This window comes from Facivitalis istanbulensis, assembly GCF_040560405.1.
Classification (GTDB): Bacteria; Pseudomonadota; Alphaproteobacteria; order Sphingomonadales; family Sphingomonadaceae; genus Sphingomonas; species Sphingomonas istanbulensis.
In genome coordinates this window covers 55,826-81,477 of sequence record NZ_JAVSCQ010000011.1, presented here as the reverse complement: position 1 = coordinate 81,477, position 25,652 = coordinate 55,826, and the positions used below count along the sequence as shown (strand labels likewise).

Here is a 25,652-nt window from a genome sequence, read left to right as displayed (position 1 = left end):
GCCCTCGCCGCGCCCCTCTCCCGCCGTCCTTAAGGGCGACGCGATCCGGCGGAAAGCCGGATCAGAACGCGACCCGCGCCGACACGCGGACGGTGCGCGGTGCGCCAGGGAAGACCCACACGGGGCTGTACGAACTCATCGCATAACGGACGTCGAACAGATTGTCCGCCTCGGCCCGCACGGTCAGCACGGGTGTCACGCCGATCTCCCCGGCCAGCTTGGCCTTGGTATAGGCCGGCAGGCGCAGGCCACTTGCGTCGACCGCCCCGGCCCGATCGCCGACATAGGCCGCGCCCGCCGACACCGACCAGTCGGTGCCCCAGCCGGTCGGATAGCGCGCGACGACCAGCAATGTCCCGGAATGCTTCGCGACGTCCAGCACGTCCGGCGTGGCGAAGGTCTTATCGTCGGCCCGCGCATCGATATAGGCATAGTTCGCCACCACCTGCCACCGCCGCGCGAGGTTGAGCGAGGCGTCCAGCTCGACGCCCCGGCTCTTGAGCGAACCGACGGGCGCGAGGAAATTCGGGTCGACCGGATCGTTGGTCAGGATATTGCGCTTCTCGATGTCGAAGAAGGTGGCCGCGACATTGATCCCCGGCCAGCGCCCCGCAATCCCCAGCTCATAGCCTTTGGCCTCTTCCGCGCCGAAGGCAGGGCCTTGCGGATTGTCCGCCGTCGGACGGCCGGTGCCCGAGTTGAGCAGGAAGGACTCGCCCCAATTGCCATGGACGGCGATCGTGTCGGTCAGGCGATAGCGCGCGCCGAACCGGAACTTGACCGGATCGCCGGTCGCCTGGGTCACCAGTCCGGTCAGGTTGCGCCGCAGCCTCTGGCGATAGGCGTCGTAGCGAACCCCGCCGGTCAGGGTCAGGCGATCGGTGACGTCCCACATATCCTGGATATAGATCGCCCCGGCCAGGCGCTTTTCGCGCTGATCGGTGAAATTGGCGACCGCCGGGCGCGGCTGGCCGTAGACCGGCTCCAGGACATCGATCGCATAGGGTCGCGCGGCCGATGGACGGAAACGGCGCATCAGTTCGAGATAGTCGAGCGTATAGCCCTTGATGCCGATGCTCGGATGGTGGACGCCCAACGCCTCGAACCGCCCCGCCAGCTCCAGCCGGACGGAAAAGTCGGTCGCCTCATAGCCGCGCTCGCGGCGTTGCCGCCACAATGTGCGATCATCGGGGCGCAGCACGGACTGATCGCTCGAAAAGCCGCGCAGCGTGCTGTAGCGCCAGTTTACCCCGCCATTGATCGACCATTCGCCGCCCAGCGCATGCTCGCCGGTCAACTGCAACCGGGTGTTCCGCGCGACATGCTGCCCGTCCGCCGGTTCGCCGAAATAGCGATTGCGCGGGATGGCCAGCGCATCGCCACGGATAGCGGGTACACCCCGGTCGAACGCCGACTGGAAGTTCGTATATTCCGCCAGCGCGGTGAACTTGGTGCCCGCCGCCGGCTGCCAGGTCAGCGACGGCGACACCACCCGGCGCGCGAAACCGACGAAATCGCGATAGCCGTCCGAATCCTCCGCCGCGACCACGATCCGTCCCGCCAGCGTGTCGGAGAACGGCCCGGTCACGTCCAGTTCGCCCCGTTTCGTATCGAACGATCCGTAGAGCAGCGTGGCATTCACCGCCGGGGTGAAGCGCGGCGTCTTCGACACGATGTTGACGCGGCCCGCCGGATCGATGTCGCCGAACACCGCGCCCGCCGGCCCCTTCAACACCTCGATCCGTTCGGTCGTGGCCGGATCGCGCGGCGGCGCGAGGCCGCGATTGGCGAGGAACCCATCGGCATAATATTCCGCACCGCCGTCGGGCGTGCCCAGAAAGCCGCGAATGGCGAAATTGTCGATGAAGCCGCCCCGATTATTCTGCTGGCTGATGCCGCTGAACAATTCCAGCGCGTCGGACAGGCGATAGGTGCCGTTGGCGACCAGCAGGTCACGCTCCAGCGAGCGGCTCGATTGCGACATGCGCCGAGTCAGCAAATCCGACCCCAGCGTCGAATCGCGGTCGGTGCGCGTACCCAGGACCACGATGTCACCGTGATCGTCCTCGCCCGGCGTCGCATTCCGGGTTTGCGCCACGACAGGAGGCGCGGCAAGCAGCAGCGCGATGAGGGGCAAGGATGACAGCCGACGCAGCGCCGGTCGGTAAAAGATGGACATGCAAATCTCCCGTGGACGCGGCGCATAGCTCCGAACATGAACTGATACAACATATCAACGTCATGTTTCTGTCATCCGGGGCATCCGTGTCCGGCGCGCGCGCTACCCCGTTTGTCGCCGGACACCCATGACGAAAGCACCGCATCGGCGAAAGAGCATCTTCAATCGCGCGCGGCTTGCCGCTAGGGGACGGGGCGATCGTTCAGGAGATTATATGAGCAAGTTGCACCTCGTCTTCGGTGGCCGCGTCAGCGACCCGCAGACTCTGGACTTCGTCGATCCGTCCGCGCTCGAAGTGGTCGGCATCTTCCCCGATTATGCCAGCGCCGAAAAGGCATGGCGCGCCGCCGCGCAGCGCACCGTCGACGACGCCGAGATGCGCTTTGTCGTCGTGCATCTCCATCGCCTGCTCGAGCCGACGCTCGATTGACGGTCCTGCCTGGGGGAGGTTGAGGGCCCGGCCCTCGGCTTCGCCCCAGCGCGGCACGGCGACCCCGTCCACGCCTCTCCTCCCGCACCACACAAGATCGCCGCGAACGGGCGAGCGCCGCCTCAGGCGTTCCGATAGCGCCACAGCAGCAGGGGCTTGGCAAACGCCAGTCCGGCCAGAAAGCCGCCGATATGGGCGGCCACCGCGATCGCCCCCATTCCCATCCCGGCATAGCCGATCAGCAACTGGATACCGATCCAGCCCGCCGCCAGCCAAAGAACATGGATGAATTCGGCGGACAGCCCCGCCACGCCGCGCGTCGCACGCCGCCGCCCGAACAGGAGCGCATAGGCACCGACCAACGCCGAAATCGCGCCGCTCGCCCCGATCATCGGCATGGCCGATTGCGGATCGGGGAAATATTGCGCCATCGCCGCCGCATAGGCGCCGACGATGTAAAGGACGACGACCCCACGCGATCCCAGCGCGCGTTCGACCTGCGCGCCGCAATAGAGCAGCATCACCAGATTGAATACGAGGTGCGCCAATCCGCCATGGATCAGCGTCGCCGACAGCGGCGTCAGGATCGTCGGGACCGCAAAACCCTGATCCGGGGGCAAGGCCGCGCCCTCGAAGCGCAGGGGGATGAACCCCGCGCCCACGGCGGCGTCGGGCACCAGTCCCGAAAAGATCAGGAGCAGCGACACGATCGCCGTGACGACAGCGATCGCCGTCGTCGCCCGTGCCGCTGCCCAGTCCATCGGATCAGATGAATTCGATCTTGTTGACGAGGTAATAGCGGTCGCCCGACGGCACCGTCACCTCGACCTCTTCCTCGACCTTGCGCCCGATCAGCGCGCGGCCCAGCGGCGAGTTGTAGCTGATCCGGCCGGTCTTGGCGTCCGCCTCGGTCTGGCCGACGATCTGGTATTTGACCGGCTTGTCATCCTCGTCGAGCAGCGTGACGGTGGCGCCGAACACGACCTTGTCGCCCGACAAATCCTTCGGGTCGATGATCTGCGCGCGGCTCAGCTTGTCCTCGATGTCGGCGATCGACGCCTCGATCTGGCCCTGACGCTCCTTGGCGGCATGATATTCGGCGTTTTCGGAGAGGTCGCCATGCGCACGCGCTTCCTCGATCGCGTCGACGATCTGCGGCCGTTCCTCTTTCAGACGCCGCAGGTCCTGGGTGAGCTTGTCATAGCCCTCCTGGAGCATCGGCATCTTTTCGACGGTCGCCATATTCCTTGTCCCCAATTCCATACGCATTCCCGGTACGGACCGCCCTCCCCAACGGGAAAGCGGTCCGCCAGCACATCATGTTCTCATGTCGGGATCAGTTGTGCGAACGCGAATAGTAGGATTGCAGGGGACGTACTTCAAGACCATGGCTGCCCGCCGCGGCAATCGCCTTCGCCGCCTCGATGCTGGCGGGCGCCGTCGTGAAGTAGGGGATCTTCTGGCCGAGCGCGGCTTCGCGGATCGGCTTGGAGTCCTTCAGGCTCTGCCATCCCTCGGTCGTGTTGAAGATCAGGGTGATACCGCCGTCCTTGATCCGGTCGACAATATGAGGACGACCCTGCGCCACCTTGTTGACCTTTTCGACCGCCACGCCCGCGCGGTCGAGATAGTCGGCGGTGCCGCCGGTCGCGACGATGGCAAAGCCCGCCTCCGCCAGCAGCCTGGCGGCCGGAACGATCTGTTCCTTGTCGCCGTCCTTCACGCTGATGAACACCGCCCCCTCGGTCGGCAGGACGGTGCCCGCGCCGAGCTGCGACTTGGCGAACGCCGTGGTGAAGTCGGGGTCGATGCCCATCACCTCGCCCGTGGATTTCATCTCCGGCGACAGCACCGGATCGACACCGGGGAAGCGCGCGAAGGGGAACACCGCTTCCTTCACTGCATAATAATCGATGTGGCGGTCGATCTTCGGCAGGTCGGCCAGCTTCTCGCCCGCCATGACGCGCGCGGCGATCTTGGCGATGGGCGTGCCGATCGCCTTGGCAACGAAGGGCACGGTGCGGCTGGCGCGCGGATTGACCTCGATCAAATAGACCCGGCCATCCTTCACCGCGAACTGGATGTTCATCAGCCCGCGCACGCCAAGCCCATGCGCCAGCGCCTCGGCCTGGCGCTCGATCTCGGCGATGATCTCCGCCGACAGGCTGTAGGGCGGTAGCGAGCAGGCCGAGTCGCCCGAATGGACGCCCGCTTCCTCGATATGCTGGAGCACACCCGCCACGACGACCTCGTCACCGTCGCAGATCGCGTCCACGTCCACCTCGATCGCGTCGCGTAGATACTGGTCGATCAGGACCGGCGCGTCGCCCGACACCTGCACCGCGGTCTGGATATAATCCTCCAGTTGCTGCGGCCCGTCGACGATCTCCATGGCGCGGCCGCCCAGCACGAAGCTGGGGCGCATCAGCACCGGATAGCCGACCCGCTCTGCGACGAGCAGCGCTTCCTCGCGGCTGCGCGCGATGCCGTTCTTGGGCTGCAACAGCTTGAGCTTGTCGACCAGCGCCGCGAACTGCTCGCGATCCTCGGCCAGGTCGATCGCATCGGGGCTGGTCCCCAGGATCGGGATACCGGCCGCCTCCAGCGTGCGGGCGAGATTCAGCGGGGTCTGCCCACCGAACTGCACGATCACGCCGACCAATTCGCCCTTCGACTTCTCGACGTCAAGGATCGCCAGCACGTCCTCGGCGGTCAGCGGCTCGAAATAGAGACGGTCCGAGGTGTCATAGTCGGTGCTGACCGTCTCCGGGTTGCAGTTGACCATGATCGTCTCATAGCCCGCATCCGCCAGCGCGAAGCAGGCATGGCAGCAGCAATAGTCGAACTCGATCCCCTGCCCGATCCGGTTCGGACCGCCACCCAGGATGACGATCTTCTTGCGGTCGCTAGGGACCGCCTCGTCCTCGGGCTCGCCAAAGGTCGGCGCTTCATAGGTCGAGTACATGTACGGCGTCCGCGCGTCGAACTCCGCCGCGCAGGTGTCAATCCGCTTGAACACCGGGCGGACGCCCAGCTTCAGGCGATGCTCGCGCACTTCCTGTTCAGTCACGCCGCCGGTCATCATCTTGACGACCTCATGGATCAGCCCCGATCCGCGCGCGATGCCGCGATCCATGCCGCGCAGATTGGCCGATTGCAGCGCCAGATAGGCCAGCCGCTTGTCGGAGAAGCCCATCGCCTTCAGGCGGCGCATTCCCGCCGCATCCTGCGGCAGTCCGTTGTCCATGACCTCGGCCTCGGCGGCGACGATCTCGGCGATCCGCTCCAGGAACCAGGGATCATATTTGGCGATCGCATGGACCTCGGCGACGGTGAAGCCCTCCCGAAGGGCTTGGGCCGCGATCAGCAGCCGGTCGGGGGTCGCCCTGGCCAATGCCGCCTCGATCTCGGCGCGCGGCGCGCCCACCAGATGCTCGACATCGTTGAAGCCGCTCAGCCCGGTTTCCAGCCCGCGCAGCGCCTTCTGCATCGATTCATGGATGTTGCGGCCGATCGCCATCACCTCGCCGACCGACTTCATCGCGGTCGACAGCACCGGCTCCGAGCCCTTGAACTTCTCAAAGGCGAAGCGCGGGATCTTGGTGACGACATAGTCGATCGTCGGCTCGAACGAGGCCGGGGTCGCGCCGGTGATGTCGTTCTCGATCTCGTCGAGCGTATAGCCGACCGCCAGCTTGGCCGCGACCTTGGCGATCGGGAAGCCCGTCGCCTTGGACGCCAGCGCCGAGGAGCGCGACACACGCGGGTTCATCTCGATGACGATCAGGCGGCCGTCCTTCGGATTGACCGCGAACTGCACGTTCGAGCCGCCCGTCTCCACGCCGATCTCACGCAGCACCGCCAGGCTGGCGTTGCGCATGATCTGATATTCCTTGTCGGTCAGGGTCAGCGCGGGCGCGACGGTGATCGAGTCGCCGGTATGGACGCCCATCGGATCGATATTCTCGATCGAGCAGATGATGATGGAATTGTCGTTGCGATCGCGCACGACCTCCATCTCATATTCCTTCCAACCGAGGAGCGATTCCTCGATCAGCACCTCGGTCGTCGGCGAGGCGTCGAGCCCGGCGCGGACGATCGCGATGAACTCCTCGCGGTTATAGGCGACGCCGCCGCCGGTCCCGCCCAGCGTGAAGCTGGGGCGGATGATCGCGGGCAGGCCGACCTTCTCCAGCCCCGCCAGCGCCTCCGCCTCGCTATGCGCGATGGCCGAGCGGGCCGATTCCAGCCCGATCTTCTCCATCGCCGCCTTGAACTTCTGGCGATCCTCGGCCTTGTCGATCGCCTCGGCATCGGCGCCGATCATCTGGACGCCGAACTTTTCCAGCGTACCGTCCTCGAACAGCGCCAGCGCGGTGTTCAGCGCGGTCTGGCCGCCCATGGTCGGCAGGACCGCGTCGGGGCGCTCCTTCTCGATGATCTTGGCGACGACGGCGGGCGTGATCGGCTCGACATAGGTCGCATCGGCCAGCTCGGGATCGGTCATGATCGTCGCCGGGTTCGAATTGACCAGGACGATGCGATAGCCCTCTTCCTTCAGGGCCTTGATCGCCTGCGTGCCCGAATAGTCGAACTCGCACGCCTGACCGATGACGATCGGGCCAGCGCCGATGACGAGGATGGAGGAGATGTCGGTGCGTTTTGGCATTTACTCGTCTTCACCTTTGCTCGCGATTTGCAATGGATCGGCTCCACCCTTATCCAACCAGACCCAAATTTCCTTATTAAGCCATCCGTTAGTCCAATTTCGAGCTGGGTCCACTCGCGCTAGTACGTATCGGGTAGGCTTAAAAAACTCAGTTAACGCTTCATCCAAAACCTGAAGGTCAACTGAGGACTTTATAAAGAAGGCACCAGGGTATAAAAAAGACCACTGGTCTACATGACGATTAGATCTAATGAATGCGGAAACAGCAGACTCTGGCACAGAACCAGAAACAGCATTATAACTAAGGATATAGTTAGTCATGCTTGTCTCCAGCTGATTCATTACCAATCAAATGACCCGAATTCTCAAGCGTAATCTGCTTCCTGGTTTCATTATCTCCAATAATAGATCGCTCTTGGTCTATCATCATCCGCCGCTCAATATGTTCCTCGTTGTGCAACCTATCGCGATCCCACAAAGTAAAAAACGTTATTTGAAGCAATAGAACAGCAAGAGGAGCAAGGAGACAAATTGAAAAAAGCACTTCGTGCTTTCCGTTGCTTACAGCCAAACCTGCGCCACCGATCGACATAGAGATCGCCGCAGCAAGCAAAGCTGGCACTACTGCGCTGCTCGTTTTCAAACGAGCAGATATTTGCTTAACGATTGAAAGCTCTGAACTATTCATGTAAGCGACCCCACGAACCGCTCGAACAGATAGAAGCTGTCCTGCGGCCCCGGCGAGGCTTCGGGGTGGTACTGGACCGAGAAGGCCGGACGGTCGGTCAGTTCCAGCCCCGCATTCGACCCGTCGAACAGCGACACATGCGTCTCGTGCGCGTTGGCGGGCAGCGTTTCGCGCTCGACCGCGAAGCCATGGTTCATGCTGGTGATCTCGACCAGACCGTCCGACAGGCGCTTGACCGGATGGTTCGCGCCGCGATGCCCCTGGTGCATCTTGGTGGTCTTGGCGCCGACCGCCAGACCGAGCAGCTGGTGGCCCAGGCAGATGCCGAACAGCGGCTTGCCGGTATCGAGCAGCTGGCGGATCACCGGCACCGCATATTCGCCCGTCGCCGCCGGATCGCCGGGGCCGTTGGACAGGAAGATGCCGTCCGGGTTCAGCGCCATCACATCCTCGTAAGAAGCGGTGGCGGGGACCACCGACACCTTCGCACCAGCCTGAACCAGGTTGCGGAAGATGTTGTGCTTACTGCCATAATCGATCGCGACGACGTGCGGGCGATCCGCGCCCTCGGCCCCGGCATAACCGAAGCCCAGCCGCCACAGGCCGCCCTCGCGCGTCTCGCCCCAGCCATAATGCAGCTCGGTCGAGACGTCCTTGGCGAGGTCCATGCCCTCCAGACCGGGCCAGGCCTTCGCCTTTTCGAGAAGTGCTGCGATGTCGAATTCGCCCGAAGCCGAATGCGCGATCACGCCGTTCGGCGCACCGGCGGCCCGGATGCGGCGGGTCAGCGCGCGGGTATCGATGCCCGCCAGGCCGATGCGGTTGTGCCGCGCCATCCATCCGGCAAGGTTCTCCATTGCGCGGAAGTTGGACGGGGCGGTCGGGTCCTCGCGGACGATCATGCCCAGCGCGTGCGGCGCATCCGCCTCGATATCGTCGGGGTTCGCGCCGACATTGCCGATATGCGGGAAGGTGAAGGTGATGATCTGCCCCGCGAAGGACGGATCGGTCATGATCTCCTGATAGCCGGTCATCGCGGTGTGGAAACACACCTCGCCGACGGCATCACCCTCGACGCCGAACCCGCGCCCCCACAACACGTCTCCGTTCGCCAGAACGAGAACACCCGTGGCGCCCTCAGGCTTTTCGGGCATGGCGAATGGCTTGGCGTCGGCCATGATCGGCGGGCACTCCTCAGTAAAATGTCTGCAATGTCGCTAAGTGGCGTCCGCTAGACCCCGTTGGCCGATCCGTCAACCGGTTCACGGCAATGCCCGGCTGCGCTATCATCCCCGCCTTTCAGACAAGACGGACAAAACATGATTCGCGACGACATCAAGGCCGCGCAGGTGGCCGCCATGAAGGCTGGCGACAAGGAAAGCCGCGCCGCCATCAGCCTGATCCAGGCCGCCATCAAGAACCGCGACATCGAACTCCGCACCGGCGAGGCGCCCGCCGATGACGACATGGTCGTGATCGAAGTGCTGCAGAAGATGGTCAAGCAGCGCCGCGAATCGATCGCCATGTACGAACAGGGCGGTCGCCAGGAACTGGCCGATGCCGAAAAGGCCGAGGTCGCGGTGATCGAGCGCTTCCTGCCGCAGACGCTGTCCGAGGACGAGACCAGGGCCGCGATCGAGGCGATCAAGACCGAGATCGGCGCGAGCGGCATGAAGGACATGGGCCGCGTCATGGCGGAGCTGAAGGCGCGCCATGCCGCCGTGCTGGACATGAGCAAGGCGAGCGGGCTGGTAAAGGCGGCGCTGGCCTGAATATCCGGTCGGGGAATGCGTCGAAACGCCCCTCCCCGACCCCATTTTCCTTGCCAGAATAACGGTGTTGCTATAGGGTTTATAATCACGCGGACATCATGAGCCTGACCCCGCAATTCCTTGACGAGCTTCGTGCCCGTACCAGTCTGTCGGCGCTGATCGGCAAGACGGTGAAGCTGCAAAAGGCGGGCCGCGAATATAAGGGCTGCTGCCCCTTCCATAATGAAAAGACGCCCAGCTTCTACGTCAACGACGACAAGGGCTTTTACCATTGCTTCGGCTGTTCGGCGCATGGCGATGCCATTCGCTGGATGACCGACCAGCGCGGCCTGCCCTTCATCGACGCGGTCAAGGAACTGGCGCAGGTCGCCGGGCTGGACATGCCCGCACAGGACCGCCGCGCCGCGCGGGAAGCCGAGCGCGCCAAGGGCCTGCACGACGCGATGGCCGATGCCGCGTCATGGTTCTCCGAGCAACTGGGCGGGCTGTCGGGCGGCGACGCGCGCGCGCTGCTCGAACGCCGCCGGGTCATGCCGGAAACGGCCCGCGCCTTCGGCCTGGGCTTCGCGCCGGACAGCCGGGGCAAGCTGAAGGCCGCGCTGGCCGAATATGGCGACCCGGCGCTGATCGAGTGCGGGCTGCTCATCAAGGTCGACGGCAAGGACCCGTATGACCGTTTCCGCGGCCGGCTAATGATCCCGATCCGCGACGCGCGCGGGCGGGTGATCGCGTTCGGCGGCCGGATCATCGGCGAGGGCGAGCCGAAATATCTCAACTCCCCCGACACGCCGCTCTTCGACAAGGGGCGCACGCTCTACAATCTTGACCGTGCCGCGCCCGCGGTGCGCAAGTCCGGCCGGGTGCTGGTGGTCGAGGGCTATATGGACGTGATCGCCCTCGCCCAGGCCGGGATCGAGGAAGCCGTGGCGCCGCTGGGCACCGCGCTGACCGAGCATCAGCTCGAGCGTCTGTGGCGAATGGTCGACGTGCCGACCCTGTGCTTCGACGGCGACGCGGCGGGACAGAAGGCCGCGATCCGCGCCGCCCACCGCGCGCTGCCGCTGCTCCAGCCGGGGCGCAGCCTGTCCTTCGTCACCCTGCCGCAAGGGCAGGACCCCGACGATCTGGTCCAGGAAAAGGGCGCGGCGGGGTTCGAGGCGGTGCTCACCCGCGCGACGCCGCTCAGTGACCTGCTCTGGCAGTCCGAGATCGCGCAGGCCCAGACCGACACGCCCGAGGGCCGCGCCGCACTGAAACAGCGGCTGGAGGAACTGGCGCAGCAGATCCCGCACAGGGATTTGGCCTACGAGTATAAGCGCGCGATGATGTCGCGCTATTTCGACATTTTCGGCATCCGCCGGGTCAATGCCGCGGCGGTGCACCAGGCGGTGGCCGAGGCCAATCGCCATGTCGGGCGCGGCGTCGAATACAGCCTGCGCCGCGCGGTGCTGCTGGGCCTGATGCGCTATCCGCATGTCCTGTGCCGCTATATGGACGAGATCAGCCGGCTGGACATGGGCGACCGCTATCTCAACGCCTGGCGGCACCATCTGCTCGACGCGGCGGTCAACGACCCACATCTCTCGCGGAAGGACTCGGCGGAGGCCGAAAGCCTGATCGAACAGATCATGGCGACCACCGAGGTCCACCCGATCGACGCGCGCGACTATACCCGCGACCTCGCCTTCAGCTTCTTCAGCCGGATCAGCGACCCGGCGATCGCCGTGCGCGACCTTGAAAAGGTGATCGAGGTGATGCTGGAGGAAAGCGAGACGCGCGCCAACCGCGAACGCGCGGTACAAGCGTTCCAGGCCGACATGACCGAGGATCGTTTCGCCGAGCAGACGCGGTGCCACGCCGCGCACACGCAATCGCTCGATCAGCTCTATCGCTGGCTGGAAAATGCCCGCGATCTGGCCGATCGGCAGGCGGGGGAGGCCGCTTGATACAGGCGACCCCGCGCCCCATATCCGGGGCATATCGGGCGGCATACGCCCATAATGGAAAATTACGCATGGCCCCCTCACCCGCTTGCAATAATGGCAAGTGGCGTGAAAGAGGCCGGGCATTGAGACCCGAGGGCATTTGATGGCGAAGGCGAATATGGCGGCGGATACGACCGATACCACGGAAACGGGCGATGCGCCGCTGATCGACCTGAACGAGGCGTCGGTCAAGAAGCTGATCGCGCGCGCCAAGAAGCGCGGCTACATCACCTATGACCAGCTGAACGAGGCGCTGCCGCAGGACCAGATGTCCTCCGACCAGCTCGAGGATATCATGGCCGCCCTCAATGAGATGGGCGTCAACATCGTCGAGAACGAGGAACAGGGCGAGGACGGCGAGTCCGAGGAAGAGGCCGACGACGCCGAGACCACGGATGGCGACGCCGATTCCGGTCCCCAGCCGGAGGCCAAGAAGAAGGAAACCGTCGATCGCACCGACGATCCGGTCCGCATGTACCTGCGCGAGATGGGCGCGGTCGAACTGCTGAGCCGCGAGGGCGAGATCGCCATCGCCAAGCGGATCGAGGCGGGTCGCGACACGATGATCCTGGGGCTGTGCGAAAGCCCGATTACCTTCAACGCGATCATCGACTGGTCGACCGCGCTGAACGAAGGCACGATGCAGCTGCGCGAGATCCTGGATCTCGACGCCATGCTGTCCAAGGATGCCGGCCCGGAAAATCTGGGTGAGGAGGACGAGGACGACAATGGCGAGATCAGCGCCAAGAATGCCGGTCCCCAGTTCAAGGAAGAAGAAGAGCCCGAGGAACCCTCGGTCGACGGCGAAGAAGGCGAAGGCGGCGAACGCCGCGGCCCCCGCGCCGAGGACGAGGAAGAGGACAACACCCTTTCGCTCGCCCAGATGGAGGAGACGCTCAAGCCGCAGGCGCTGGAGAAGTTCGCCAACATCACCAACATCTACAAGAAATTCTCGAAGATCCAGCAGCAGCGACTGGAATCGATGGCGCTGGGCGGCGAGCTGTCGGTCGCGGACGAGCGCAAATATCACAAGCTGCGCGAAGAGCTGACCGCCGAGGTCGAGAGCGTTCAGTTCCACAACGCCAAGATCGAATTCCTGGTCGACCAGCTCTATGCCTTCAACCGCCGCCTGACCGCGCTGGGCGGCCAGATGCTGCGTCTGGCCGAGCGGCACAAGGTCAACCGCAAGGACTTCCTCGACCGCTATCTGGGCCATGAGCTGGACGAGAACTGGCTCGACACGGTGCGTGGGCTGGACAAGAAGTGGGGCAATTTCGCGTCGAACGAAGCCGCCACGGTCGATCGCATCCGCAGCGAGATCGCCGAGATTTCGCAGCAGACCGGCATGGCGCTGACCGAATTCCGCCGCATCGTGAACATGGTGCAGAAGGGCGAACGCGAGGCACGGATCGCCAAGAAGGAAATGGTCGAGGCCAATCTGCGCCTCGTCATCTCGATCGCCAAGAAATACACCAATCGCGGCCTGCAGTTCCTGGACTTGATCCAGGAGGGCAATATCGGCCTGATGAAGGCGGTCGATAAGTTCGAATATCGCCGCGGCTACAAGTTCAGCACCTACGCGACCTGGTGGATCCGGCAGGCGATCACCCGCTCGATCGCGGATCAGGCGCGGACCATCCGCATCCCGGTCCACATGATCGAGACGATCAACAAGCTGGTCCGCACCAGCCGCCAGTTCCTGCACGAGCAGGGCCGCGAGCCGACGCCGGAGGAGATGGCCGAACGCCTCTCCATGCCGCTGGAGAAGGTGCGCAAGGTGATGAAGATCGCCAAGGAGCCGATCTCGCTCGAAACGCCGATCGGCGATGAGGAGGACAGCCATCTCGGCGACTTCATCGAGGACAAGAACGCGGTCATCCCGGTGGACGCGGCGATCCAGGCGAATCTCAAGGAAACGGTCACCCGCGTCCTCGCCTCGCTGACCCCGCGCGAAGAGCGCGTGCTGCGGATGCGCTTCGGCATCGGCATGAACACCGACCATACCCTTGAAGAGGTCGGCCAGCAATTCAGCGTGACCCGCGAACGCATCCGTCAGATCGAGGCCAAGGCGCTCCGCAAGCTGAAGCACCCCAGCCGCAGCCGCAAGATGCGCAGCTTCCTCGACCAGTAAGATCGGGCGCATCGGGCAAGAAAACAGGGCTGCCGGTCGAAGGATCGGCGGCCCTTTTCGTGCCTGAGACAACTCCGATCCGGCATGTCGCTTGCACGCGCCTGCATTCGCTACGGCGGGGCTAAGACGCTACAGGCGCACCGATTATTTGCCGGACTCGCGATCGCGGCACTCGCCATGCGGGGCCACTCGTCCGCAGCCGGTATGACCGACGTAGGACGCGACGGAGCGTCCATGAGTATCGGTCAGGTGCATCGGCGATCCGGCGGGGCTTTTGCGCGTCTTCGCTCGTCAAGGACGTCTCTGGCAGCAGAGCTCCCATCATGGGGAGGAAATCGGAACGACTTCCAACCCTTACGGCCGCTCGCAGCATGAAATCGGCGAGGTTTTGCGTTCAGATTTTGGAATGAAATGGTGCGCCCGGAACGATTCGAACGTCCGACCCTCAGATTCGTAGTCTGATGCTCTATCCAGCTGAGCTACGGGCGCGCATAGGGTCTGGAAAGACCGGCTATAGGATCCACTGGCGCGCCCGGAACGATTCGAACGTCCGACCCTCAGATTCGTAGTCTGATGCTCTATCCAGCTGAGCTACGGGCGCGCTGTGGAGGTGGGCTGATATAAGCGGCGTTCGATCTTGGCAAGCACCTTTTCACGGTTATCCACAAATTCCTCGCAAAGCCGCACCTGGCGCGTTGCGGCATTTTCCCCCATCGCCTTCGCCGCTAGGATGGCGAGGATGACCCATATTCGCTTTCCCCGCCCGGCCCTGCCGCTCCTGCTCGTTGGCGCCTCGCTGCTCACAGGCTGTGCGCACGACACGCTCCAATATCCGTCGCTCGCGGTCCGCCCAGTCGAGAAGCAGGGCTTTGCGGAGCCCGAGGTCAAGCCGGTGGTCGCGCAACCCGATCCGGCGCTGGACCGGGATGTGGCGGCGCTGAGCGATCGATTGAACGCGGTCGCACAGGAATTCACCAAGGCACACGGGCAGGCCCAGGCGAGCGCCCGTAGGGCACAAGGGCAGGCAGTGGGCAGCGACGCATGGCTGACCGCGCAGACCGACCTGGCAGGACTGGATGAGATCCGCGCGCGAAGCTCGGCGCTCCTGACCGATATCGACGATCGCGCTCTCGCCCGCGCCGCCGAGTTGAAGCCCGATTATCCCGCGCTCAATGCCCTGCGCGACCGTGCCGCGGCGTTGATCGCGCGGCAGGGGCAACAGATCGGCGCGCTCTCGGCCAGCCTGCCCGCCGCCTGATCCGCGCCGGACCGTCTGACACGTCGAAGCGACGAGCGCCGGCGATCGCGAAGGAAGGACAAGACGCCCGGATCCCGAAAGGGTGAGGATCGGGTGCGGGGGACGCGGCGATATGCCGCCACCCGCCACGCCGCGCCTTGGTAACGCAACGGGCACGATCGGATCGTCCCCCGACCCTTCCCGGACCCGCCGGCCCGTAGCGACTCGGTGGATGACGCCCAGCCTGGGCAGCCCCATCTCCGCCACGATCGGCTGGACCGGAAACGACAGGCCTGCCCTTCAGGATCGACGCGCCGATCAGGCCCGAACCAGCGGAACCTGGACCGAGGCCACTCGCGCGGCGATCGAAATGCCCCTCAGGCGTGCAGCAACCGCGCCGCATGCGCAGCGTGGTAGGTCAACACCCCCGAACAGCCGGCGCGCTTGAACGCGGTCAGCGTCTCCAGCACCATCGCATCGCGATCCGCCACCCCGGCCGCCACCGCCGTCTCGATCAGCGCATATTCGCCCGACACCTGATAGGCGAAGGTCGGCACGCGGAATTCGTCCTTCACCCGGCGGACGATGTCGAGATAGGGCAGGCCCGGCTTGACCATCACGCTGTCCGCGCCCTCCGCCAGGTCGAGCGCGACCTCGCGCAGCGCCTCCTCGGCGTTGGCATAGTCCATCTGATAGGTCTTCTTGTTGCCCTTCAGCAGGCCACGCGTGTTCACCGCATCGCGGAACGGGCCGTAGAAGGCGCTCGCATATTTGGCGGCATAGGCCATGATCTGGACATTGTGGAACCCTTCGGCTTCCAGCGCGGCGCGGATCATGCCGACCCGCCCGTCCATCATGTCCGACGGCGCGATCACGTCCGATCCCGCCCGCGCCTGGGTGAGCGCCTGCTGCACCAGTGCGTCTGCCGTGCTGTCATTGACGACATAGCCCGCCGCGTCGACCAGCCCGTCATGGCCATGGGTCGTGTAGGGATCGAGCGCCACATCGGTCAGCACGCCGATTTCGGGCACCGCGTCCTTGATCGCGCGGATCGCCCGGCACATCAGATTGTCCGGGTTCACCGCTTCCCGCCCATCGTCGGTGCGAAGCTGCGGCGGCGTGTTGGGGAACAGGGCCAGGCAGGGAATGCCAAGATCGGCGGCTTCCCGCGCACGCGCCACAATGCCTTCGACCGACCAGCGCGACACGCCCGGCAGGCTGGCGATGGGCTCTTCCACCCCCTGCCCCTCGGTCACGAACAACGGCCAGATGAGATCGGCCGGGGTCAACACCGTTTCGGCGTGCAGCCGGCGGCTCCAATCGGAAGCACGAGTGCGACGAAGGCGAAGCGCGGGATAGGATGCGGTCATGGCCATGGCATTTGAAGGATCATACCCGTCTTGCCAAGCGTTGCGTATGCGAAAGGAAATCCGGTTTGAGAGAAATTCGATCGGCCGCCATGGTCGTCAACGCCAGGGCCCGACGCGGACACGCGATGTTCCGCAACGCCTGCGACGCGCTGTCCGGCCTGCCCTGCCCGCTTGATGCGCGCGCGGTCGAAAATCCCGCGGATCTGGAACCCACCGTGCGTGAGTTGCTGGCGGGCAAGCCCGACCTGCTGATCCTGGGCGGCGGCGACGGCACGATCAGCGGGCTCGTCGACCTGCTGGTCGGGCATGACGTCGTCCTGGGTGTCCTGCCGCTCGGCACGGCGAACAGCTTCGCCCGCTCGCTGGGCATCCCCCTGACCATCGAGGGCGCCGCCGATGTGATCCTCAATGGCCGGTCACGCCGCATCGACCTGGGCATGATCGACAAGGATTATTACGCCAATTGCGCCGCGATGGGGATCAGCCCGAAGATCGCCGAGACGGTGCCCCACGGCCTGAAGCGAGTCGCAGGACGGCTGGGCTATCTGGGCTGGGCGGCCTATCAATTCCTGCGCTTCCGCCCGTTCACGCTCATCGTCGAGCAGAATGGCCGCTATGAGCGGCTGCGCGTGGTCGAGGTCCGCATCTCCAACGGCCCCTATCATGGCGGAACCGAAGTGGTGGAGTCGGCCGCCGTCGACTCGGGCGAGATCGTGGTGCAGGCGGTGTGCGGCCATGTGAAGCGCCGCCTGATCGTCAACTGGGCGGCCAGCGTCCTGCACAGCGATTATCGCAAGGAGGAGGTGCGCGAGTTTCGCGGCCGCGAGATCCGGCTCGACACCATCCCGCCGCTCCCCATCTCGATCGATGGCGAGGTGCTGGCCCACACGCCGGTGACCGCCCGCATCGCGCCGGGGATCATCGAGGTGATGGCCCCGGTCTGACCGATCAGCCGACCGGCATCGCCTTGTTGGTCGGCTCGCCCTCCGCAAGTACCTGTTCGCGGCACTCATCCTGCCCGACCACCAGCTTCACCTTGCGCCAGCCGCCATGCCGGTAATAGCCGATGGTCATCAGCATCGAGGCGAGCGAGCCCGCCGGGAAGCTCCACCAGATCGCGTCCGCCCCGAATTGCGGCTCCAGCGCATAGGCCAGGCCGAAGCGGACCGGGAACATCGCCACCGCCAGGATGACCAACGGCCCGACTACAGCGCCATTGGCCCTGACCGTGGCCGCCAGCACCATCGACACGCTGAACAGGATGAAGCTCCAGGCACCGATCAGGTTGATCCGCGCCGCGATGCCGATCGCCTCGGGATCATGGCCCAGGAACAGCCACAGCACATGCCGGTCGAGCGCAGCGAGCAACAGCACCAGCCCGCCCGTGAGCAACAGGTTCATGCGCAAACCGGCGCGGGCAATCCGGTCGACCCGGTCCCACTGGTTCGCGCCGATATTCTGCGCGACCATCGCGCTGACCGCCGCGCCCAGCGCCATGGCGGGCATCTGCACATAGGTCCACAACTGGTTCGCCGCACCATAGGCTGCGGTGGTGGCGGTGCCATGCCGGTTGACCAGCCCCATCATCGCCAGCGCGGAGGTGGAGACGACCAGCATCTGCAACCCCATGGGAAAGCCCTTGACCACGATGGTCCGCAGGAGGGGGCCGGTCGGGATCAGAAAGCGCCATTCGGCCCCGCGAAGCCGGATGACCAGGTCGCGCGCGTAGAGATAGGCGACCAACGCCGCCAGCGATCCGCTATTGGCTATCAGCGTGGCGATCGCCGAGCCCTGAATGCCCAAGGCCGGAACAGGCCCAAAACCCAGGATGAAGAGCGGGTTGAGCAGAACGTCCAGGACCGAGCCCAAGGCCATGAACTTGAGCGGCGTGATCGAGTCGCCGACCCCGCGCAGCGCCATGGTCAACAACACCGCGATGAATCCGGGCGGCATGGCGATGAAGATCACGCGGAGATAGGCGAGCGCCAGAGGATAAACCTCGACGGGCGTATGCAGCGCGCGCAGGATCGCGGGCGCGGCCAGCCAACCAGCGCCGATGGTCAGGATCGAAATCACGCCGAACAGCCCGAGCGCCGATCCCAGCACGCGGCGCACCATCTCGACATCGCGCCGCCCCATCGCCTGCCCGATCAGGATCGTCGCCGCCATGCCAAAGCCGAAGGTCGCCGCGACCAGCAGGAACATGATGATGTTCGCATTGGTCGTCGCCGCCAGCGCGCGGGCACCGAGGAACTGGCCGATCCATATCGCATTGATCGACCCGTTGAGCGATTGCAGCACGCTGGAGCCCAGCGTCGGCAGCGCGAACAGCAAAAGGGTACGGCCGATCGGCCCTGCGGTCAGGTCGCGCCGGCCGGATTGCGATGTCATCGGGGCGCCTCTCCAAGGGCCATTTCCGTCATGACTGACCGTGCCATATCGGCATATTGCGCCGAAGCCCGCCTGGTCGCCCGGCCGGAATAAAGCCCGCGCAGATATCCCCAGTCCAATGCCGTCAGATGGTCCGGAGAGGTCCCCTCGTCAAACAGCGACAAAATTGTACCCGCATCCTCCGGCTTCCCCTCCTGGCGTGACGGATTGACCCGCGCCAGAGCGCGAAAGGTGGCATAATCGGCGATCTGTTCGATTCTTTTCCCCGGCAGAGCGGAGCGATCGATCATCACGACTGCCGCGACGATCTGTGATTGTATCGGCGCGTCGATCCGACTGGCGGTCGGGATATGCAGCGTCGGGAATCCGCCGTCACCCGCCACCAGCTTTTCGCCATCGCGGCTGGCGATAGCCGTGATGTGCCAGGCATGGACAGGCCCCTTGTCCGTTTTCAGCGCCCGGATCGTGGAATAGGGCAGGTCGCCGAATATAGCCGGACGATATTTGTTCAGCCAATCGACCTGCCGGGCCCCGTTGTCGACGAAAACGATCAGGACATTGGGGCGACACCTGGGGCCAGCCAAACGAATTTTGAGATGTTCGGCATTGGCCAGCACCCGGTCGGCCAGCGCGATGCCCAGTTCGACGCGGAGCCCCGCCGTCACGACGCAAAGCGGCTCGCTCAGACGAGACAGCGGTTCATCCGACGAGGAGCGGACCGAAAGCGCGCGAACCCAACGATCGACCAATGCGCGCTGGGGCACGGGGCGAGCCGTCACGATCACCGGATCGCTCGCCACGCCGGCCTGCCCGGCAAGCGGCGTGGCGGTCATCAGGAGCGCGGCGCCGGCCATCAGGACAGATATCACGCCTCCCATTCGCCCCACGCTCCCTGCTGCCGATCGGTTTACCCAGCCAGCGCGCTCCGCACCGCCTGTACGGCCTCGTCCGCCTTCGTGCCATCCGGGCCACCGCCCTGCGCCATGTCGGGACGGCCACCGCCACCCTGGCCGCCCAGCGCCGCCACAGCCGTGCGCAGCAGCTCGACGGCATTGTGCCTGGCCGTCAGGTCGTCCGTGACACCGACCGCGACCGAGGCGCGCCCGTCATTGACCGCGACCATCACCGCGACGCCCGAACCGCCCAGACGCTGCTTGGCATCATCCACCGCGCCGCGCAGCCCCTTGGCATCGAACCCATCCAGCACCTGGCCGATAAAGGCCACGTCGCCAATCTGTTCGGGGCCCGCCGCCGCGCCGCCCGCACCGCCGCCCATGGCCAGCGCCTTCTTCGCCTCGGCCAGTTCACGTTCCAGGCGACGACGCTCCTCGACCAGCGCGGTGATGCGCGACGGCACTTCGTCCGGCGTCGTCTTCAGCGCGGCGGCCGCGCTTTTCAGCAATTCGTCACGATGCGACAGATAGCTGCGCGCCGCTTCGCCGGTCAGCGCCTCGACCCGGCGCACGCCGCTCGACACCGCGCCTTCGGACACGATCTTGAACACGCCGATCTCGCCCAGTGCGCCGACATGGGTGCCGCCGCAGAGTTCGAGCGAATAGGTGCCGTTGGCGTCCTCGCCCATCGAGACGACGCGCACCTCGTCACCATATTTCTCGCCGAATAGCGCCATCGCGCCCATTTCGATCGCTTCGTCCGGGGTCATCAGGCGGGTGACGACGGGTCCGTTGCCGCGCACCTGTTCGTTCACCCGGGTTTCGACCTCGACGATATCGTCCACGGTCATGCCGACGGGCTGCGAAAAGTCGAAGCGCAGCCGTTCGGGCGCAACCAGCGAGCCCTTTTGCGCGACATGCGTGCCCAGCCGCTGACGAAGCGCCTCGTGCAACAGATGCGTCGCCGAATGGTTGGCGCGAATCGCCGCACGGCGCGCGGTGTCGATCATCAGCCGCACGCTGTCGCCGACCTTGATACCGCCCTCCTGCACCTGCGCATTGTGCACGAACACGCGGCCGAGTTGCTTGGATGTGTCGGTGACAATCGCCTTCAGCCCGGCGTCCCCGGAGATGGTGCCGCTGTCGCCAACCTGCCCGCCGCTCTCGCCATAGAAAGGCGTCTGGTTGACGATGATCGCGACGTTTTCCCCCGCCGCCGCGCTGTCGACGCGCGCGCCGTCCTTGACCAGCGCCAGCACTTCGCCTTCGCCGGTGTCCGAGGCATAGCCGAGAAATTCGGTCGACCCCGTTTCTTCAGCAATGTCGAACCACACATCGTCCGACGCCTTCGCGCCCGACCCCTTCCAGGCTGCGCGCGCGGCGCGCTTCTGTTCGGCCATCGCCGCGTCAAAGCCCGCGCGATCGACCGACAGGTTCTGCGCGCGCAACGCGTCCTCGGTCAGATCATAAGGGAAGCCATAGGTGTCATAGAGCTTGAACGCCGTCTCACCCGCCAGCGTCGTGCCCGGCGCCATGCCCGCCGTCGCTTCGTCGAGCAGCTTCAATCCCTTGTCGAGCGTCTGGCGGAAACGGGTCTCCTCCTGGCGCAACGTCGCCTCGATCAGCGGCTGCGCGCGGACCAGTTCGGGATAGGCGGCCCCCATCTCCGCCACCAGGGCGGGAACCAGCCGGTGCATCAACGGATCCTTGGCGCCCAGCAGATGGGCATGGCGCATCGCGCGACGCATGATCCGACGCAGCACATAGCCACGCCCTTCATTGGCCGGCAGCACGCCGTCCGCCACCAGGAACCCGGCCGAACGCAGATGGTCGGCGATCACCCGGTGCGACGCCGTCCGCTCGCCCTCGGCCTTGGTGTGCGTCAACTGGCACGACGCGGCGATCAGCGCCTTGAACGTGTCGGTATCGTAATTGTCGTGCACGCCCTGCAACACCGCCGCGATCCGTTCGAGGCCCATGCCGGTATCGATCGACTTGCGCGGCAATTCGCCGACGACCTCATTCGCTTCCTGCTCGAACTGCATGAAGACGAGGTTCCAGATCTCGACGAACCGGTCGCCATCCTCCTCCGGGCTGCCGGGGGGGCCACCATAGATATGGTCGCCATGATCGTAGAAGATTTCAGAGCACGGACCGCATGGCCCATTCTCACCCATCGCCCAGAAATTATCCTTGGTCGGGATGCGAATGATCTTGTGATCGGGGAGGCCGGCGATCTTCTTCCACAGGTCGAACGCCTCGTCATCGGTGTGATAGACGGTGGCGGTCAGCTTTTCGGCGGGAATACCCCAGACCTTGGTCAACAGGGTCCAGGCATGGGTGATCGCCTGTTCCTTGAAATAATCGCCGAACGAGAAATTGCCCAGCATTTCAAAGAACGTATGGTGCCGGGCGGTATAGCCGACATTGTCCAGGTCGTTATGCTTGCCGCCCGCCCGGACGCACTTCTGCGAGCTGGTAGCGGTCGAATAGGGCCGCGTTTCCAGGCCGGTGAACACGTTTTTGAACGGCACCATGCCCGCATTCACGAACATCAGCGTCGGGTCGTTCTGCGGCACGAGCGGCGCGGAGGGGACGATCTGGTGCCCTTGCGAACCGAAATAGTCTAGAAAGCCGCGGCGGATGTCGTTGGTCGAGGTCATGCATGCGGCTTAGGCGAGGATTTGCGCCCGCTCAAGCGCCCGCGCGTCAGGCTCGTTCCATCGCATCCCCGGCCGGCCCCGATTTGCGGCGGCATCGCTGGCGGATCGGCGTGAGTGAAAGCCATCGCCGAACGACCTCCCCGCCATCCGCAACCGCGCCGACGTCAACCGGCCGCATCGCCAAGCGCGGCGCTCCACCGCAATCCGCCGGGCAGATCGCCCGCGCAAAGATCGATCTGCAGGACACGGCGATGACGGCCCGGCGCGGCGCGGGCCGATCCATGCAGGACCAGCGTGCGATAGAGCCAGACCGTGCCTTCCTCCGCCAGGCACGTCGTCTGCCCCAGTTCCCGGACCACATCGTCGATCGCGTCCTCGGCAATCAGCCCCCGCGCGTGCGACCCCGGAACGACGAGCAGCGGGGCGTTATCCCGGTCCACCGCATCCAGGTGAAAGCGCACCGTCATCATGCGCTCGAGCAGCGCGATCGGCGGGGCGACATGCAAGCGGCCCTGTTTGATGGTCCATGGCCCAAATCCCGTGACGTGCCTTCGCTCCGCTACCCCGATCGTCCGATCCTGATGCCAGGGCAAAGCCCAGTTCGCGCTGTCCTGCTTGTCGAAAAGCAAGGCGCGGACGGGGCGAACCCCGAGCCCGATGATCGGCTCAAGCGCCCCGATCAGCCGCTGGACACCACCCAAGTCGGCCGCCCGCCGGGGATCGATTCGCTGCCCCGGCCGCTTGTCCGGCCAGTCCGTGAAAAGGCGGCCCAATTCGCCGCGTTCGTTTTCGTCCAGTCGCGATGACCAGAGCGCATAGCCCCGGCGGTCAAGTTCAGCGATCACCCGATCCGCTCCTCGATCGACCGGGACGGCATGGGGAGCGAGACAGGCCCCATCTTGGTCATGGGGACGCAAAACTGGCGGGGACTATACAGCCCCGGCCGGATCCAAAACGGCAACGCGGTGGCCGCGATCATCGCGCGCCGGGACATGGGGGCCGCATGACCGCGATGATAGATTCCTTGACCTCGGCGCCGCAATGCCCTTGGCTTGCGCGCGGACTGCATATTCGGGGTGGGCATGGCCAAGCGGCTAACTTTGTACATTTTTATCGGCCTGGTGCTGGGGCTTATCGTCGGGCTGGGACTGAACCTGTCCATTGACGATGGCAGTGCGGCCTCTGCCGAGCGGCTGAAGACGATCGCGGGCTATTTCTCGATCGTCACCAGCCTTTTCCTGCGCCTTATCAAGATGATCATTGCGCCTCTTGTGTTCGCGACCCTGGTTTCCGGGATTGCGCAGATGGGCGATACCAAGGCGCTGGGCCGGATCGGTTTCCGTTCGCTCGCATGGTTCATCTCGGCCAGCCTCGTCTCGCTCAGCCTGGGCATGATCCTGGTCAACCTGTTGCAGCCGGGCGTGGGCCTCAACCTGCCCTTACCCGCCGTCACCGCCGATAGCGGGGTGGTGAAGGCAGGATTCGACCTGCAGAAATTCGTCACCCATCTGGTGCCCGCCTCGCTGGTCGAGGCGATGGCGACCAATGAAGTCTTGCAGATCGTCATCGGATCGCTCTTCCTGGGCATCGCGATCACCGCGGTGGGCGAACGCGCCGCGCCGCTGGTGCGCGCGGTCGATGCGCTGGTGGCGGTGATGCTGCAAGTCACCGACTATGTCATGCGGCTGGCTCCGTTCGCGGTGTTCGGCGCGGTGGCGGGCACGCTGACCGAACGCGGGCCGTCGGTGATCGGCAAGCTCGCCTATTTCATGGGCAGCTTCTATCTTGGCCTGTTCCTGCTGTGGCTGGTGCTGATCGCCGCCGCGACGCTGTTCATCGGGGTCCGTATCCGCGCGTTGCTGGCGCATATCCGCGCGCCGCTGATCCTCGCCTTTTCGACCGCGTCGTCCGAAGCCGCCTACCCGCGCATCCTGGAGGGGCTGGACAGGTTCGGCGTGCCGCCGCGCATCGCCAGCTTCGTCCTGCCACTGGGCTATTCGTTCAACCTCGACGGCTCGATGATGTACATGACGTTCGCCGCGCTGTTCATCGCGCAGGCCTATGGCATCGACCTGTCGATCGGCCAGCAGATCACCATGCTGCTGGTCCTGATGGTGACGTCCAAGGGTATTGCGGGCGTGCCCCGCGCCTCGCTGGTGGTGATCGCGGCGACGATGCCGATGTTCAACATTCCGGAAGCGGGCCTGCTGCTGATCCTGGCCGTCGACCATTTCCTCGACATGGGCCGGTCGGCCACCAACGTCATCGGCAATGCGGTGGCGAGCGCGGTCATCGCCAAATGGGAGGGGCCGCTCGACCCGGCCGAGCCGGTCGATGTCGACATGCTGCACGCCCCCTCGGGCACCCCCAAAAAGCCCGCCCCGGACAGCTTCAGGCAGATTGGCGGCCATTGATCGCGGCCTTTCCGCCCGGCGAAACGCCGGGGCAGTGGCCGGCGAAAATCACCCTCGCCCTTCGCGCGACCAGGGGAAGGCCTCCGGCAGGCGTGCCGTTTGGCGATCGAAGCCTCGGCCCGCCTATCGCGACTGGCAGGCCCAGCCGCGTGACCCGCCGTCACGCATAGGCATAGGGACCGCCCTTGGCGAGCGCCGCCCGATAGGCCGGGCGGGCATGGATGCGCGCCAGCCAGGCCATCGTCGCGGGGCGACGCTCGTCCAACCCGGCCCGCGCCCGCGCCGCTTCCAGCGGGAAGCTCATGATGATGTCCGCCGCCGTCATCTGGTCGCTCGCGAACCAGGGCGAGCGGGTGAGTTCGGCCTCGACATAATCGAGATGACGGTCGACCATCGGCTGGAATCGCTTGCTCGCGGTCCTGCCCAGCAGCGGAATTCGACCGAGGACCAGCAGCACCAGCAAGGGCGGCATCAGCGATCCTTCGGCATAATGAAGCCAGAACCGCCAGCGCAACGCCGCGTCGCGATGCGCGGGCGGCCCCAGCCGACCATCAGCCTTGGCGACCAGATACTCGATGATCGCCCCCGTCTCGGCAACGACCAGCCCGTCATCCTCGACCACCGGCGACTTGCCCAGCGGATGAACCGCGCGCAATTCGCGTGGCGCCAGCATGGTCCTGGGATCGCGTTCATAGCGTCGCACCGCATAGGGCAGCCCGAGTTCCTCGAGCATCCACAGGATGCGTTGCGACCGGCTGTTTTCGAGATGGTGGACGATCAGGGTCATCGGACGCGCTTTCGACAGGGAGCCGGACCCGACCGGCGACAGG

At 65.2% G+C, this 25,652-nt stretch carries 19 protein-coding genes and 2 tRNA genes; 7 read left to right on the top strand and 14 right to left on the bottom strand.

The annotated features are described in order from the left end of the window. Positions 1-61: 61 nt before the first annotated feature. Positions 62-2,179: a TonB-dependent siderophore receptor gene (locus tag RN629_RS09030; protein ID WP_407034922.1), complete on the bottom strand. Its 2,118-nt coding sequence runs from the start codon at positions 2,177-2,179 to the stop codon at positions 62-64. Positions 2,180-2,393: 214 nt separating this feature from the next. Between RN629_RS09030 and RN629_RS09025 the strand changes: the two genes are divergently transcribed. Next, complete coding sequence (locus RN629_RS09025; protein ID WP_407034921.1) at positions 2,394-2,609, top strand: DUF4170 domain-containing protein; 216 nt, start codon at positions 2,394-2,396, stop codon at positions 2,607-2,609. 122 nt (positions 2,610-2,731) lie between these two features. On the opposite strand, the gene RN629_RS09020 is transcribed toward RN629_RS09025, so the two are convergent. From RN629_RS09020 to carA, 5 genes are all read right to left on the bottom strand, one after another. Further along, on the bottom strand, positions 2,732-3,370 hold the full coding sequence (locus RN629_RS09020; RefSeq protein ID WP_407034920.1) for a rhomboid family intramembrane serine protease: 639 nt from the start codon (positions 3,368-3,370) through the stop codon (positions 2,732-2,734). Between the two features lie 4 nt (positions 3,371-3,374). Next, positions 3,375-3,851, bottom strand: a complete 477-nt coding sequence (gene greA, locus RN629_RS09015) for a transcription elongation factor GreA (protein WP_407034919.1) — start codon at positions 3,849-3,851, stop codon at positions 3,375-3,377. Positions 3,852-3,945: 94 nt separating this feature from the next. Then, the gene (carB, locus tag RN629_RS09010) at positions 3,946-7,278 is read right to left on the bottom strand and encodes a carbamoyl-phosphate synthase large subunit (RefSeq protein WP_407034918.1); all 3,333 of its coding nucleotides are present in this window, start codon (positions 7,276-7,278) and stop codon (positions 3,946-3,948) included. Positions 7,279-7,591: 313 nt separating this feature from the next. Continuing rightward, complete coding sequence (locus RN629_RS09005; RefSeq protein WP_407034917.1) at positions 7,592-7,966, bottom strand: hypothetical protein; 375 nt, start codon at positions 7,964-7,966, stop codon at positions 7,592-7,594. Then, positions 7,963-9,144, bottom strand: coding sequence for a glutamine-hydrolyzing carbamoyl-phosphate synthase small subunit (carA, locus tag RN629_RS09000; protein ID WP_407034916.1), 1,182 nt, complete (start codon positions 9,142-9,144; stop codon positions 7,963-7,965). The genes RN629_RS09005 and carA overlap by 4 nt, the downstream gene beginning before the upstream one ends. A gap of 141 nt (positions 9,145-9,285) precedes the next feature. Here carA and RN629_RS08995 point away from each other — a divergent pair, with 141 nt between their 5' ends. From RN629_RS08995 to rpoD, 3 genes are all read left to right on the top strand, one after another. After that, entirely contained in the window at positions 9,286-9,738 is a 453-nt protein-coding gene (locus RN629_RS08995) for a GatB/YqeY domain-containing protein (protein ID WP_407034915.1), read from the top strand. 98 nt (positions 9,739-9,836) lie between these two features. Continuing rightward, positions 9,837-11,684 (top strand): DNA primase, encoded by a 1,848-nt coding sequence (dnaG, locus tag RN629_RS08990; protein WP_407034914.1) that lies wholly within the window; start codon positions 9,837-9,839, stop codon positions 11,682-11,684. 142 nt (positions 11,685-11,826) lie between these two features. Continuing rightward, the gene (gene rpoD, locus RN629_RS08985; RefSeq protein WP_407034913.1) at positions 11,827-13,854 is read left to right on the top strand and encodes an RNA polymerase sigma factor RpoD; all 2,028 of its coding nucleotides are present in this window, start codon (positions 11,827-11,829) and stop codon (positions 13,852-13,854) included. A gap of 412 nt (positions 13,855-14,266) precedes the next feature. Here rpoD and RN629_RS08980 read toward each other — a convergent pair. Both RN629_RS08980 and RN629_RS08975 read right to left on the bottom strand, forming a co-directional pair. After that, a tRNA-Arg gene (locus tag RN629_RS08980) sits at positions 14,267-14,343 on the bottom strand. 35 nt (positions 14,344-14,378) lie between these two features. Continuing rightward, a tRNA-Arg gene (locus RN629_RS08975) sits at positions 14,379-14,455 on the bottom strand. A gap of 138 nt (positions 14,456-14,593) precedes the next feature. Between RN629_RS08975 and RN629_RS08970 the strand changes: the two genes are divergently transcribed. Next, complete coding sequence (locus RN629_RS08970) at positions 14,594-15,112, top strand: hypothetical protein (protein ID WP_407034912.1); 519 nt, start codon at positions 14,594-14,596, stop codon at positions 15,110-15,112. Positions 15,113-15,468: 356 nt separating this feature from the next. On the opposite strand, the gene hemB is transcribed toward RN629_RS08970, so the two are convergent. Continuing rightward, positions 15,469-16,461 carry a porphobilinogen synthase gene (gene hemB, locus RN629_RS08965; protein ID WP_407034911.1) on the bottom strand — a complete coding sequence of 331 codons (993 nt, stop codon included), beginning with the start codon at positions 16,459-16,461 and terminating at the stop codon, positions 15,469-15,471. Between the two features lie 89 nt (positions 16,462-16,550). Here hemB and RN629_RS08960 point away from each other — a divergent pair, with 89 nt between their 5' ends. Then, positions 16,551-17,405, top strand: coding sequence for a diacylglycerol/lipid kinase family protein (locus RN629_RS08960; protein ID WP_407034938.1), 855 nt, complete (start codon positions 16,551-16,553; stop codon positions 17,403-17,405). A 4-nt stretch (positions 17,406-17,409) separates the two neighbouring features. Here RN629_RS08960 and RN629_RS08955 read toward each other — a convergent pair whose 3' ends face one another. The 4 genes from RN629_RS08955 to RN629_RS08940 form a co-directional block, all read right to left on the bottom strand. After that, the gene (locus RN629_RS08955; protein WP_407034910.1) at positions 17,410-18,852 is read right to left on the bottom strand and encodes an MATE family efflux transporter; all 1,443 of its coding nucleotides are present in this window, start codon (positions 18,850-18,852) and stop codon (positions 17,410-17,412) included. Then, positions 18,849-19,721 carry a hypothetical protein gene (locus RN629_RS08950; protein WP_407034909.1) on the bottom strand — a complete coding sequence of 291 codons (873 nt, stop codon included), beginning with the start codon at positions 19,719-19,721 and terminating at the stop codon, positions 18,849-18,851. The genes RN629_RS08955 and RN629_RS08950 overlap by 4 nt, the downstream gene beginning before the upstream one ends. 38 nt (positions 19,722-19,759) lie before the next feature. Further along, positions 19,760-22,408, bottom strand: coding sequence for an alanine--tRNA ligase (gene alaS, locus RN629_RS08945; protein ID WP_407034908.1), 2,649 nt, complete (start codon positions 22,406-22,408; stop codon positions 19,760-19,762). 164 nt (positions 22,409-22,572) lie between these two features. After that, positions 22,573-23,253 (bottom strand): phytanoyl-CoA dioxygenase family protein, encoded by a 681-nt coding sequence (locus tag RN629_RS08940; protein WP_407034907.1) that lies wholly within the window; start codon positions 23,251-23,253, stop codon positions 22,573-22,575. 237 nt (positions 23,254-23,490) lie between these two features. On the opposite strand from RN629_RS08940, the gene RN629_RS08935 reads away from it, so the two are divergent. Next, positions 23,491-24,822 carry a dicarboxylate/amino acid:cation symporter gene (locus tag RN629_RS08935; protein ID WP_407034906.1) on the top strand — a complete coding sequence of 444 codons (1,332 nt, stop codon included), beginning with the start codon at positions 23,491-23,493 and terminating at the stop codon, positions 24,820-24,822. A 160-nt stretch (positions 24,823-24,982) separates the two neighbouring features. On the opposite strand, the gene RN629_RS08930 is transcribed toward RN629_RS08935, so the two are convergent. Further along, positions 24,983-25,609, bottom strand: coding sequence for a glutathione S-transferase family protein (locus RN629_RS08930; protein ID WP_407034905.1), 627 nt, complete (start codon positions 25,607-25,609; stop codon positions 24,983-24,985). Between the last annotated feature and the right edge of the window lie 43 nt (positions 25,610-25,652).